We start from the raw sequence: 13403 nt of genomic DNA, 5'->3' as shown, positions 1-13403 counted from the left end.
GAACTCGCAAGAGGTCCGCTTTTTTTCTTTTCTCCGAATTTGAGCCCGCCGTCAAGGAAGGGGCGCATTTTTTGGCACCTCCTGCGCCGCCTTCCCTGGAAGCTATTCCCCCTTGCAGGGGAACAGCTTGGGGATCTCCCGCACCAGCCAGCTCTTGGCCTTGCCCATGGTATCTCGCCGCCACGCCAGCACGACCTGCACCTGATGGCGATACTCGGGGCCGATCACCTTGAGTCGCCCCGCCTTGATGTCCTCTTCTATCCAGCTCAGGGGCATGGTGCCGACCCCGATGCCCGCCAGCAGGGCATCGCGCTTCTCCCCCATGGTGCTGACGGTCAGGCGCGGCTGCTTGTCCAGCAGACGATAGGTGAGGGCGGGCTTGCGCCGCGCCGTGTCGGCGATGGCGATGGCGCGGTAGCGGCGCAGGGTCTCGTCCGCCAGGGGCTCGGGCTCCCCGTGCAGGGGGTGATCCGGGTGGGCGACGTAGAGCATCACCTCCTCCTGCAAGGACTGGTGCTTGATGCCGGTCAGGGTGATGTCGGGATTGAGGGAGGAGATAAGCAGGTCGGCGCGGCCATCTTCCAGACACTCCCAACTGCCCGCCAGCACCTCGGCCCGCAGCCGCAGCCGGGTATCCGTCAATTCGGCCAGCCGCTCCACCAGGGGGTAGAGCGCCTGCAGCGGCACCAGGGCATCGACGGCGATGGTGATGTCGGTCTCCCAGCCCCGGGCCAGCGCCCGGGTCTCCCCGACCAGATGCTCGGCGGCCTCCAGCAGCAGGCGGCCCTGCTCCAGCAGCATGCGCCCGGCGGGGGTGAATTTGGTTCTGTGGCCGCTGCGATCAAACAGCATGGCGTCCAGCTCGTCTTCCAGCTTCTGCACCGTGTAGCTCAGCGCCGAGGGCACCTTGCCCAGCTCGTCGGCCGCCGCCGCGAAGCTGCCACGACGGTCTATGGCGTCCAGCACCCGGATCGCCTCCAGGGTCAGCGCCCGCTCCTTGTTCGATTCCTTGGCCATATCTAACCTTCAATTTTTTTGAACATGTTTACCAGATTATCTCGCTAACAACTTAGGGCAAGTGACTTTAATATTCAATCAACGCTTAGGCAGGAAGGCCAAGCGGCCAAATAAAAGGTAGTTCCAGGCTGAGACATCACAAAAACGATGTCTGCTGTAGGTGAAAGAACAACACACTATTTGAATAACCTCTTGCATGGATGCATTGATTCGGGCCAGACCGGCCTTGGCAATGACATAAAAACCAAGAGAGTGAATGAACATGAAAAACGTAATCAAGATGCTGGCCGTTGCAGGCCTGATGACCGCAGGTTTCGCCCAGGCTGCCGTGCCGGCCGATCTCAATGCCGCCCCTGGCGTGCTGTTCGTGAACTGGAATGCCACCGCCGCCATGGCTGGCAAGGCGAACCCCATGCTGGAGGTGCGCGATGAGTCTGGCGATCTGCTGGCCTCCGTTCACGCCAACCTGATGGGCACCCAGCAGGTACAGATCCCGAGCCGCACCCAGGGCAACTTGACCGTGAGCCTGGGTGAGCAGAGCAGCGACTACCGCATTCCGTTCGGCATCGGTAGCGGCAAGCAGCGTTAATCAACCGTATCGGTACGTGAGGAGCACACCATGATGAAATTGAGAGCCGCAGAAGCGCGCGGCAAGGCCAACTTCGGCTGGCTGGATGCGCGCCACAGCTTTTCCTTCGGGCACTACTACGACCCGGACTGGATGGGGCATTCAGTGCTGCGGGTCATCAATCAGGATCTGGTGGCGCCGGGTGGCGGCTTCGCTACCCACCCTCATGCCAACATGGAGATCCTCACCTGCGTGCTGAGCGGCACCATAGAGCACAGGGACAGCCTCGGCCATGCCGAGCAGATCCCGGCGGGGGATTTCCAGCTGATGAGCGCAGGGTCCGGCATCCGGCACAGCGAGTACAACCCCTCGCAGACCGAGCCCCTCTCCCTGTTGCAGATCTGGATAGAGCCGAACGAAGTCGGCACTACCCCGGGTTATCAGCAGAAGAAGATAGCCACCCAGCCCGGGCTGACGCTGGTCGCGTCACCGGATGGGGAGGAAGGATCCTTCAGGATCCGCCAGCAGGCCCGCATCTGGCGACTGCAACTTGCCGCAGGGGAAACCCTCGAATGGGCATTGCAAGGGCGTCATGGTTACCTGCATATGATTTCAGGGGAGCTGACTGGCAACGGTCTGGCTGCCCGACCCGGCGACGGCCTGCTTAGTCGCGATGAAGCGTCCTGGACGCTCACCGCCGCCGAGGGGAGTGAAGCCCTGCTGTTTGACTTGCCCTGATAGATAAATCACGGCGAAATGAATGAGTTAACAATTAGCTCTTACACTGTTATTACCAAGATGGGTAATCAAAGGAATCTGACGATGGACAAGATGAAAGATGTGGCACTGCTGGCGGGTCGTGTTCTGCTGGCGCTGATGTTCGTGATGGCAGGCTGGGGCAAGATCGGCGGTTACGCCGGTACCCAGGGTTACATGGAAGCCATGGGCGTGCCCGGGTTCATGCTGCCCCTGGTGATCCTGCTGGAGCTGGGTGGCGGTCTCGCCATCGTGCTGGGTCTCTTTACCCGCAGCCTCTCGGTGCTGCTGGCCGGTTTCACCCTGATGGCCGCCTTCATCTTCCACTATCAGCCTGCCGAACAGATGCAGATGCTGATGTTCATGAAGAACCTCTCGGTGGCCGGTGGTTTCCTGGCCCTGGCGGCAGCCGGTCCTGGTGCCTTCAGCCTGGATGCCCGCCTCGGCAAGTGCTGGTAATACCCTGATAGTTCAAGTTTTCCAACGCCTTTTGGCCGGTGCAGCAGCACCGGCTTTTTTATGCCCGCCAGGGGGCGAATGCCGGTACTGTGACGAGGCCCGCCTGGCGGTGGCAAGCGCCTTTTGCATCTTATCCCCCGATCCCCGACAATCCCATTTCGTGTGAAGTGACGGAAATGGTTCGTCTTTTCCGGCGCACACCCCTCTTCATGAAATTGGCGGGAGTCGTCCATGTTTACCCTCTACCACTCCAATCAGCTGGATCTGCTCAAGGAGCTGCTGGTGAGCCGCATCCGGCAGGCGCCCCTCTCTCACCCCTTCGATCGGGAGCAGATCCTGGTGCAGAGTCCCGGCATGGCCCAGTGGCTCAAGCTGGAGCTGGCCAAGGCCTTCGGCATCGCCGCCAATATCGACTTCCCGCTGCCCGCCAGCTTTATCTGGGAGATGTTCACCCAGGTACTGGCGGACGTGCCCCGCCAGAGCCCCTACAACAAGGGATCCATGAGCTGGCAGCTGATGACCATTCTGCCCGCTCTGCTCGGCAGGCCCGCCTTCGCGCCGCTCGCCGCCTATCTGGGCGGGGATGAGCAGGATCCTGCCCAGGATCCCGAGCAGGTGCGGCTCTGGCAGCTCTGCCAGAAGGTGGCGGATCTGTTCGACCAGTATCTGGTCTATCGGCCGGACTGGATCGCCCGTTGGGAACAGGGGGAGGGATTGGGGTTGGAGCTGGCCGGGGTGAGCGGTCAGGATTGGCAGCCTGAGCTGTGGCGCGAGCTGGTGGCCCGCACCCTGGCGCTCTCTCCGAGTGGCTACCACAGAGCCAACCTCTACGAGGAGTTTATCCATGAGCTGCAACGCACCGCCGATCTGCCGGGCAAGCTGCCGCAGCGGGTCTTCGTGTTCGGCATCTCGGCGCTGCCGCCGCGCTATGTGGAGGCATTGCTGGCCCTTGGTAGCCGGCCGGAGGTGGAGGTGCACCTGTTTGTCACCAACCCCTGCCGCTACTACTGGGGTGACCTGCTCGATCGCAAGACGCTGGCACGCCTCGAAAATAAGCTCAAACCCGGTACCGATCTTGAGACCCTGCAGGGCCCTGCCAACCCGCTGCTCGCCTCCATGGGCAAGCTGGGGCGCGACTACCTGCACCAGCTGATGGAGCTGGAGGTGCCGCAAATCGAGGCCTTCGTCGATATCGACGAGGTGGATGAGCAGGGCAACGTCAGCCTGCTGCGCGCCATCCAGAAGGATGTGCTGGAACTGGCTGAACGGGGCGCGGGGCAATTTGATCTCGATAGCAGCCACCACAAGAGCCCGATCGATCCGGCGGATGGATCCTTGCAGATCCACGCATGCCACGGCCCGATGCGGGAGCTGGAAGTGCTGCATGATCGGCTGCTGGCGCTGTTCGAGCAGGACCCGTCCCTCACCCCGAAAGATGTGGTGGTGATGATGCCGGATGTGAACAGCTACGGCCCCTACATTCAGGCGGTGTTTGGCGCGCGGGGCCAGATCCCGTTTGCGGTCTCGGATCGGGCGGCGAGTCAGGAGAGCCCGCTGCTGCAAAGCTTCCTCGCCCTGCTCAGGCTGCCCAACGCTCGCTTGGGGGCGGGGGAACTGCTCGCCATTCTCGAGGTGCCTGCCGTGCTGCGCCGCTTCGAGCTCGATGACGACGAATTCAACCAGTTGCGGGTCTGGGTGCAGGAGACCGGTATCCGCTGGGGGCTGGACGACGGCTACCCCGAACGTTTCGATCTGCCGCGCCTCTCTGGCAACAGCTGGCTGTTCGGCCTGCGCCGCATGCTGCTCGGCTTTGCCATGGGGGATGGCGAGCCGGTGGCGGGCATTCTGCCCTACGCCGATATCGAGGGCCAGCAGGGGTTGGCGCTCGGCAAGCTCGCCTGGTTCGTCGACTCGCTGGCCGAATTCTTGCCCCGGCTGCAACAGGCGCAGCCGCTGGGGGAGTGGGTTGCCTGCCTCAACGCGCTGCTGGAGCGCTTCTATCTGGCCGACGAGGATGAAGAGCGCCAGCTGCAACTAATCCGCAGCCAGCTGGCCGACTGGCTCGCCCAGCTCGGCGAGGCCCGCTTCGAGCAGCCCATCAGTGCCGACCTGTTGCAGGACTACCTCGGCAGCGTGCTGGGGGAGTCCCGCTCCAGCCAGCGCTTCCTCGCCGGTCAGGTCAACTTCTGCACCCTGATGCCGATGCGCTCCATCCCCTTCAAGCAGGTCTGTCTGCTTGGCATGAACGATGGCGTCTACCCGCGCACCCTGGCTCCTATGGGGTTCGATCTGATGGCGGTGGCGTCGCGGCGCGGGGATCGCTCCCGTCGTGATGATGACCGCTACCTCTTCCTCGAGGCGCTGCTCAGTGCCCAGCAGGGGCTCTATATCAGCTATCAGGGGTTCAGCGCCCAGGACAACAGCGACAAGGTGCCCTCGGTGCTGCTGGCGGAGCTGATCGACTATGTGCGGCAGGGCTTTGTGCTGGCGGGGGATGAGGATCTCGATGACGAAACCTCCGGCAAGCGGCTGCTCAACCACCTGATGGTGGCGCATCCGCTCACCCCCTACAGCCGCAACTACTTCTACCCGGAGCCGGGTTCGCGGCTCTTCACCTATGCCGCCGACTGGCTGCCAGCGCTCAATCCGGTGCGCGGCGCGGCCAACTTCCAGAGCGGCGAGCTGCCTTTACCCCCCGAATGGGGCAAGGAGCAGGGGCTGGAGCTGGCGGAGCTGCTGCGCTTCTATCGCCAGCCCACCAAATATTTCCTCAACCGTCGCCTCAAGGTGTGGTTTGAACTGAACGAGGCCAACATCGAGGACAGCGAGCCGTTCGAGCTGGATGGTCTGCAACATTATCAGCTGAAAGATCTGCTGCTCGATGCCCATCTGGCCGAGGGCGACAGTCCAGAGCGGAGCGATAGTGTGAGCAAACGGCGCGAGCGGTTGCAGCTCACCGGCCTGCTGCCACAAGGGTGGTTCGGCAGCCTGCTGCTGGACGATCTGGATGCCGAGATGGGCAAGCTGGCGGATCGGCTAAGGCCCTGGGTTGCTGCCAATGAGTCAGAAAAGCAGGCGGTGGAGATCGATATCTCCCTCACTCAGGGCCAGCTGCAAGGGTGGATCGACACCCAGAAGGGGCGCTTGCTGGTGGTCAAACCCGGCAGCTTCAACGGCAAGGATCTGCTGCTGGGCTGGATCCAGCACCTCTGCCTCTCATTGAGCTGCGCCCCCGGCGACACCCTGCTGTTCGATGCCAAACAGAGTCTGCGCCTGCCTGTACTCGCTGCCGACGAGGCGCGTCCCAAGCTGGCGGCGCTGGTGGCGTGCTGGGCGCAGGGGATGAAGCGGCCACTGCCGTTTTTCCCCAACACCGCCTGGGATTGGCTCAGGGCGATCGAGAAGGATCCCGACAAGCCGGAGGCGGCCGACAAGGCGGCCCTCACCCGCTTCAACGGCGGTTACATGGTGACGGGGGAGGGGCAAGACCCTTATGTCGCCCGCTGCTTCCCCGAGCTGGATGACGCCGTGCTTGACCAGTTACAGGCCCTGGCCCGTGAACACCTGACCCCGCTGCTCAAGACCCTGGAGGAGCTGAAATAATGGCTAACCCGCTCAATACCCTGCGTTTTCCCCTCCATGGTGAACGACTGATCGAAGCCTCCGCCGGCACCGGCAAGACCTACACCATCGCCGGTCTCTACCTGCGCCTGCTGCTGGGTCACGGCCCGCTCATCGAAGAGGGCGCCGATGTGGGTCAGCCGAGCGCCCACGAGCGGCCGCTGTCGGTGACCGAGATCCTGGTGGTGACCTTTACCGAAGCGGCCACCGCCGAGCTGCGCGGGAGGATCCGCGGCCGCATCCACGAGGCGCGCCTCGCCTTTATGCGCGGTCACAGCAGTGACACCCTGCTGGCCCAACTGCTGGTCGAGGTGGAGGATCACGAGCTGGCGGCTCGTCGCCTGCTGGCTGCCGAGCGGCAGATGGACGAGGCGGCTGTCTTCACCATCCACGGTTTCTGCCAGCGGATGCTCAAGCAGAACGCCTTCGAGTCGGGCGCCCTCTTTGAAACCGAATTTTTGACCGACGACAGCCAGCTCAGGCTGCAGGCGGTGAGCGACTACTGGCGCGCCGAGTTCTATCCGGTGGGCAAGACCCTGGCCAGCTCGGTGCGCGCGCTCTGGCTGAGCCCCGCCGCCCTGCTTCGGGAGATGAACGGCTGGCTCGACAACAGCGAGCTGGAGATCCACCCCGCGTTGGGGGACGAGACCCTCGCCGCCCGCCATCAAGCGGCCATGAGTCGCATCGCTGCGGTGAAGAGCGAATGGCTGGCGCAGACGGACGAGATCCGCCGCCAGACCGAGGGGCAGATGAAGCTCTATACCGGCAAGAACTACGAAGGCTGGCTCGCCAAGATCAGCGACTGGGCGCAGGACGAGGGCAGCGGTTACGAGCTGCCCAAGGATCTCGAGCGCTTCGGCCAGGAGACACTGGAAGCCAAGCTGAACAAGGGGAAGTCGCCACCAACCCTGCCGCTGTTCAGCCAGATCGACGAACTGCTGGCGAGCCGCCCCGGTATTCGCGATCTGATCCTGCAACGGGCGGCCAAGGTGGTGCGCAGCCGGATGCAGGCCAGCAAGCGCCAAGCACATCAACTCTCGTTCGATGACCTGCTCAAAGACCTCGACGGCGCGCTCGGCTCCGGCCTGGGCGAGCGGCTCTGCGAGCGCATTCGAGCCACCTACCGGGTGGCGATGATCGATGAATTCCAGGATACCGACCCCCAGCAGTACCGCATCTTCCATCGCCTCTACGGCGGCCACAAAGACACTGCGCTGTTGATGATCGGTGACCCCAAGCAGGCCATCTACGGCTTTCGCGGCGCCGACATCTTTACCTACATTCAGGCGCGGCGAAATGTGAGCGCCCACTACACCCTCGGGCGCAACTGGCGCTCCAGCAGTGCCCTGGTGGGGGCGGTCAACGGCCTGTTCGAGCGGGCCAAGGATCCCTTTATCTACGAGGCGGATATCCCCTTCCTGCCGGTGGAGGCGCAGGGCAAGAGCAAGGCGCTGCTGCTGGAGGGCGCCACCGTGCCGGTACTGCACTGCTGGCAGCTGACCGGCCAGCCCACCTTCAATAGGGGGGATTACCAGAGCAAGATGGCCCGCGCCACCGCCGCCGAGATCCACCGCCTGCTGACCCTGGCCCGTGAGGGCAAGGCGCTGATTGGTGACAAGGCGGTGAAGGCCGGGGATATCGCCGTGCTGGTGCGAACCGGCGCCGAGGGCAAGCTGGTGCAGCAGGAGCTGGCGCGCCTCGCCATCGCCTCCGTCTATCTGTCGAACCGCGAGAGCGTGCTGGAGCAGGTGGAGGCGCGGGAGATTTTGCTGATTTTGCACGCCTGCCAGAACCCGAGCGAAGAGCGCAGCCTGCGGGCTGCGCTCGCCACCGGCCTGTTTGATCTCGATGCCAAGGCGCTCGATGGGCTGGCCAGCGACGAGCGGGCGTGGGAGAGCGCGGTACAGGAGTTTATGGAGTACCGCAAGATCTGGCATCGCCGTGGCGTGCTGGCGATGTTGCGGGCCCTGCTGCACCGGCGCAATCTTGCCTCCTCCCTGCTGGCGAGCCCCTATGGCGAGCGGCGGCTGACCAACTTCCTCCATCTCGGCGAGCTGCTGCAACAGGTGAGCAGCGAGCTGGACGGGGAGTACGCCCTGCTGCGTTGGCTGGGGGAGGCGGTGAGCCGCCCCAACGGGCAGGATGCGGAGCAGGTACTGCGGCTCGAATCCGAGCGGAAATTGGTGCAGATCGTCACCATCCACAAATCCAAGGGGCTGGAGTACCCGCTGGTATTCCTGCCCTTTATCTGCAGCCACAGAACCGCCGAGACCCCGCTCTATCACGAGGCGGACGAGGCGGGCAATCGTACCATTCTCGATCTGACCGGCGCCGAGGGCTCCCTGGCGGAGGCCGACCGCGAGCGCCTTGCCGAAGATCTGCGACTGCTCTATGTGGCGCTGACCCGGGGCGTCTACGCCACCTGGCTGGGACTGGCGCCGGTGCGCTCCGGCAATGGCAAGTCGGAGAAGACCGACCTGCACCACACCGCCATCGGCTACCTGCTGCAAAAGGGCGAAGAGGGGGATGCCGAAACCTTGGCGACCGCCCTCACCGAGCTGGCACAGGCGTTGCCCGGGGTGGCCGTCGGTGAGCCCTCGCTCACCCGTCCCGCCCCGCTGCCGCCAGAGGAGGAGCAGTTGGGCGAGCCGCAGGTGCGCCATTTTAGCGGCTCCCTTGAGCGGGACTGGTGGATCAGCTCCTACTCCGGGCTGGCGGCGCAGGGTCACGGTCACAGCAAGGGGGTTCTGGCCAATCCCGGCTTCGATGACGAGGTCGTCACCGAGGCGGCCGCGCTGGCGGCGGAACAACCCGAGGAGGCGCCCCAGCCCTCCATCTTCACCTTCCCGAAAGGGGCGCGCCCCGGCACCTTGCTGCACAGCCTGTTCGAGACCATCGATTTTCAGAGCGCCGCGGGCGAGCCGTTGGCAGAGCATATCGCCAGTCTGTTGCTGCAAGACGGCTTCGACGAGAGTTGGGCCCCTGTGTTGCAACAGCAGGTGGAGGCGGTGCTCGATACTCCGCTCGATACCGGCTTTGGTGATCCGGTGCTGCTGCGGGATCTGGCCCCCGAGCGCAAACAGGTGGAGCTGGAGTTCTTCCTGCCCATGGGACGGGTGACGGCACCGGCGCTGACTGCGCTCTGCCAGCAGCACGACCCGCTGTCGCGGGGCAACAAGCCGCTCAGCTTTGCCACCGTGCAGGGGATGCTCAAGGGCTTTATCGATCTGGTGTTCGAGTGGCAGGGGCGCTGGTATCTGCTCGACTACAAATCGAACCACCTCGGCATGAGCCCCACCGATTACAGCCGTCCGGCGCTGGAGCGGGCGATGGCGGAGCATCGCTACGACCTGCAATACCAGCTCTACTCGCTGGCGCTGCACCGGCTGCTCACCCTGCGCCTGCCGAGCTACGACTTCGAGCAGCACTTTGGCGGGGTTTTCTATCTGTTCCTGCGCGGCATGCCGCAGGGGGGCATTTTCCATACCCGCCCGAGCCGTGAACTGGTGCTGGAGCTGGATGAGTTGTTTAGAAATGGTGATCGCTCTGGCGATGTGTCATCAACAGAATTGAACGAGGTAGAGGCATGAGCGGCACCATGATCAGCACCGCAACCAGTGCAATGATGGTTGAACGGTTAAAAGCACTGGCGCTGGCTGGCCGTATCCGCCAGCTGGATCTGCAATTTGCCAGGCTGGTGGCCGATCTGGGCGGCAGCCCCGAGCTGGTGCTGGGGGCGGCGCTCACCTGCTTCGAGCTGGGGCGCGGTCATGTTTGCCTGCCGCTGGAGATGCTCGCTGCCGGATCATTGCGCCCGTTCGGGCTGGATCCCCAGCAGAGCCGGGATCTGTTGCTGGATCTGGCGGATCCTGCCCGCTGGCCCGCCCTGTTTGCGGCAAGTCCCTTGGTTGGCACCGAGCAGGATGACGGCCACGCCCCGCGCTGGCCGCTGCGGCTGTGGCACGGGCGGCTCTACCTCACCCGCTACCACGATCACGAGCAGGGGGTTGCACGCCATCTGCGCGCTTTGAGTGAAAGAGCCGAATGGCCAGAGATAGCCCCGGCCCTGTCGCGGCTGTTTGCCCGCGACTACGGGCTGGTGTTTGCGGCGCTGCTCAAAGCCCGCCTCGCCCCCGACTTCTCGGCCCGCCACTTTACCCTGAAGTATCTGGATCTGGTGTTCCCGAGCGAGGTGGATTGGCCTGCCATCGAAGGGCTGCTTGCCAGCGCCCAGGCGGCGAGCGACTTGAGCAAGCTGGATGCGCTGGTGCCCGAGGCGCTCTGCTGCAACGGCCAGAAGCTGGCGGCGGCTACCGCGGCGGCGCGCCCCTTTGCGGTGATCTCCGGCGGCCCCGGCACCGGCAAGACCACCACGGTCGCCAAACTGCTCGCCATTCTGGTGGAGACCGGCCTGCAGGCAGGCAAGGCCCCGGCGATCCGGCTGGTGGCCCCCACCGGCAAGGCGGCGGCGCGCCTCACCGAGAGTATCGGCTCTGCCCTGCAGGCCCTCGATCTGCCCCCCGAGTGGGTGGAAGCGATCCCCACCGAGGCGGGCACCCTGCACCGGCTGCTCGGGGTCATTCCGGGGCGCAGCCAGTTCCGCCACCACGCGGGCAACCCGCTGCACCTCGACTTGCTGGTGGTGGATGAGGCCTCTATGGTCGACTTGCCGATGATGGCGCGCCTGCTCGATGCGCTGCCGAGCCACGCCCGCCTGATCCTGCTCGGCGACAAGGATCAGCTCGCCTCGGTGGAGGCGGGGGCCGTGCTCGGCGATATCTGCAGCTTTATCGAACAGGGCATCAGCCCGGCGCAGGCGGATTGGCTCTCCCGCCAGACCGGCTACCGCTTGCAGGGCACGCCCACGGGGGCTCCGGTGCGCGACAGCCTCTGTTTGCTGGCCAAGAGCTGGCGCTTTGATCAACATTCGGGCATCGGCCAGCTGGCGCGCGCCTGCAACGGCGGAGATGCCACGGCGGTAGAGGCCGTCTGGGGCGCAGGATTCGCTGATATCAGCCTGCACCCCTGGGCCGGGGAGGCCTACGATGCCCTGATTACCCAGGGGGTGGCCGGTTACGGCAGCTATCTGAAGGCGGCCCGCGCGGGGGAAGATCCCGCCGCCGTATTCAAGGCATTCAACAGCTTCCAGATCCTCTGCGCCCTGCGTGACGGCCCGTTCGGGGTGCTGGGGCTTAACGAGCGGCTCGAACTGGCCCTGTCACGGGCCGGGCTGATTGCCCGGGATGGCGACTGGTATGCGGGTCGCCCGGTGATGGTGGTGCGCAACGACCACGGGGTCGGCCTCTACAACGGCGATATGGGGCTCTGTCTGCCCGATGAAACCGGGCGACTCAAGGTATGGTTTGAGCAGCCGGACGGCACCCTGCGGGCGCTGTTGCCCAGCCGGCTGCCACCCCACGAGACGGTCTACGCCATGACCATCCACAAATCCCAGGGCTCCGAGTTTGCCCATACCGTGCTGGTGCTGCCCGACAGCCCCAGCCCGCTCCTGACCCGTGAGCTGGTCTATACCGGCATCACCCGCGCCAAGGCCCGACTCGATCTCTACGGCGATCGCGCCCTGTTGGCACAAGCGGTCAGGAAAAAGACCGAGCGTTATTCCGGATTGGCTGAGAGGTTGGGGGAATTAACAACTATGAATGATGAACTGTAATTTTTATCTGACTGAAACAGGGAAATGTTATGGCATTGGATTTAAGTAAAACTCTAGTGGTTGGGATATCTGCTACCGCATTATTTGATATGAATGAGTCAGATCAAATATTTAGAGACATGTTTGATACTGATCGTGATGTCGCGATTGACCGCTATCGTGACTATATGTTGGCACATGAGGATCTGCCATTATCTCCGGGTACAGGGTTTCCTCTAGTTAAAGCATTGCTTGCTCTAAATTCTCACCTTGAAGCTGGGGAGAAGTCTCCTTTAGTTGAGGTTGTGGTTATGTCTAGGAATAGTCCAGAGACTGGCCTCAGAGTACTAAATACGATCCGGCATATGAAGTTAGATATAACTCGTTCAGCATTTACTGCGGGAGAGTCTGTAGTTGACTACTTAGATGCATTTGATGTCGATTTGTTTCTGACAACAAATGTTGGCGATGCTCAACAAGTTATTGATTCCAGGCAGTGCGCCGCTGCTGTGGTAAAGTTGCCTCCAAAAGAAGCTGCACAAATACCTGAGGGACAAGTAAGAATTGCATTTGATGGCGATGCTGTATTGTTTTCTGACGAGAGTGAATTGGTATATAAAACGGAAGGAATGGCCGCTTTTCATGCAAGAGAAGATGCTTTACAAGATGTACCTATGTCAGATGGGCCTTATGCTAACTTACTGAGAAAACTCGCGGTGTTACGTAATCGACTTCCGATGAAGATTGAATATTCCCCGCTGCGGGTTGCTATCGTTACGGCTCGTAATAGTCCCTCTGAAATGCGAGTTATTAAGACTTTGAGAAGCTGGGGGATTTATGTAGATGAAGCTTTTTTCCTCGGCGGAGTAGGAAAAGCGAAAGTGTTGAAAGCATTCAAACCACATATTTTCTTTGATGATCAAGATGTCCATCTTGAGGCCGCATCGAGTATTGTTCCATCAGGAAAAGTTCCATATATGAGTAGTTCACCACTAGTTGTTAAACCTGTAGCAACTGATTGCTCTTTAGATTCCAGTAGCGAGATATAATTTGATGTTTATGAAATAATTATATTATACCTCACAAGAATATCCCTGATTATGTATAACCCCTCTCCCTTTGGGAGAGGGCATCTCGTATGTTGGGCTTCGCAGGCTCAGCACCAACCTACCGATTGTGTAGGTTGTGGCTGAGCGTAACGAAGCCCAACGTTTACCGCGTAATCTCTTTTTTCCTCCCCCTCATCCCCAGCCCTTCTCCTCCTTTTTTAATAAACGGGAGAAGGGAGAAAATACGTCGTCCGATTACGCTTCGCTAATCGAACCTACG

8 protein-coding genes are annotated in these 13403 nt (G+C 62.3%); 7 read left to right on the top strand and 1 reads right to left on the bottom strand.

What is annotated here, in order from left to right:
• Positions 1-102 precede the first annotated feature (102 nt).
• The gene (locus BN1127_RS00125) at positions 103-1017 is read right to left on the bottom strand and encodes a LysR family transcriptional regulator (protein ID WP_042648071.1); all 915 of its coding nucleotides are present in this window, start codon (positions 1015-1017) and stop codon (positions 103-105) included.
• 256 nt (positions 1018-1273) lie between these two features.
• Between BN1127_RS00125 and BN1127_RS00120 the strand changes: the two genes are divergently transcribed.
• From BN1127_RS00120 to BN1127_RS20960, 7 genes are all read left to right on the top strand, one after another.
• Positions 1274-1606 (top strand): hypothetical protein, encoded by a 333-nt coding sequence (locus tag BN1127_RS00120; RefSeq protein WP_042648070.1) that lies wholly within the window; start codon positions 1274-1276, stop codon positions 1604-1606.
• A 30-nt stretch (positions 1607-1636) separates the two neighbouring features.
• Positions 1637-2323 (top strand): pirin family protein, encoded by a 687-nt coding sequence (locus BN1127_RS00115; RefSeq protein ID WP_042648069.1) that lies wholly within the window; start codon positions 1637-1639, stop codon positions 2321-2323.
• Between the two features lie 84 nt (positions 2324-2407).
• A complete protein-coding gene (locus BN1127_RS00110; protein ID WP_005330093.1) occupies positions 2408-2800 on the top strand; it encodes a DoxX family protein in 393 nt (130 codons plus the stop codon).
• Between the two features lie 231 nt (positions 2801-3031).
• Complete coding sequence (gene recC, locus BN1127_RS00105) at positions 3032-6403, top strand: exodeoxyribonuclease V subunit gamma (RefSeq protein ID WP_042648068.1); 3372 nt, start codon at positions 3032-3034, stop codon at positions 6401-6403.
• Entirely contained in the window at positions 6403-10011 is a 3609-nt protein-coding gene (gene recB / locus BN1127_RS00100; protein ID WP_042648067.1) for an exodeoxyribonuclease V subunit beta, read from the top strand. The genes recC and recB overlap by 1 nt, the downstream gene beginning before the upstream one ends.
• Positions 10008-12095, top strand: a complete 2088-nt coding sequence (gene recD / locus BN1127_RS00095) for an exodeoxyribonuclease V subunit alpha (protein WP_042648066.1) — start codon at positions 10008-10010, stop codon at positions 12093-12095. Before recB ends, recD begins: the two co-directional genes overlap by 4 nt.
• Positions 12096-12124: 29 nt before the next feature.
• Positions 12125-13123, top strand: coding sequence for a 5'-nucleotidase (locus tag BN1127_RS20960; protein ID WP_082029899.1), 999 nt, complete (start codon positions 12125-12127; stop codon positions 13121-13123).
• The last annotated feature ends 280 nt before the right edge of the window (positions 13124-13403 follow it).

Source organism: Aeromonas media (genome assembly GCF_000819985.1).
GTDB lineage: Bacteria > Pseudomonadota > Gammaproteobacteria > Enterobacterales > Aeromonadaceae > Aeromonas > Aeromonas media.
Note: the sequence above shows the minus strand (reverse complement) of the source record. Positions and strands in the feature narration are given on the sequence as shown.

What these genes read in the sequence shown, in the direction of transcription:
- BN1127_RS00125 (WP_042648071.1), bottom strand. Translation starts at nt 1,017, where the DNA reads ATGGCCAAGGAATCGAACAAGGAGCGGGCGCTGACCCTGGAGGCGATC.
- BN1127_RS00110 (WP_005330093.1), top strand. Translation starts at nt 2,408, where the DNA reads ATGGACAAGATGAAAGATGTGGCACTGCTGGCGGGTCGTGTTCTGCTG.
- recB (WP_042648067.1), top strand. Translation starts at nt 6,403, where the DNA reads ATGGCTAACCCGCTCAATACCCTGCGTTTTCCCCTCCATGGTGAACGA.
- recD (WP_042648066.1), top strand. Translation starts at nt 10,008, where the DNA reads ATGAGCGGCACCATGATCAGCACCGCAACCAGTGCAATGATGGTTGAA.
- BN1127_RS00120 (WP_042648070.1), top strand. Translation starts at nt 1,274, where the DNA reads ATGAACATGAAAAACGTAATCAAGATGCTGGCCGTTGCAGGCCTGATG.
- BN1127_RS20960 (WP_082029899.1), top strand. Translation starts at nt 12,125, where the DNA reads ATGGCATTGGATTTAAGTAAAACTCTAGTGGTTGGGATATCTGCTACC.
- recC (WP_042648068.1), top strand. Translation starts at nt 3,032, where the DNA reads ATGTTTACCCTCTACCACTCCAATCAGCTGGATCTGCTCAAGGAGCTG.
- BN1127_RS00115 (WP_042648069.1), top strand. Translation starts at nt 1,637, where the DNA reads ATGATGAAATTGAGAGCCGCAGAAGCGCGCGGCAAGGCCAACTTCGGC.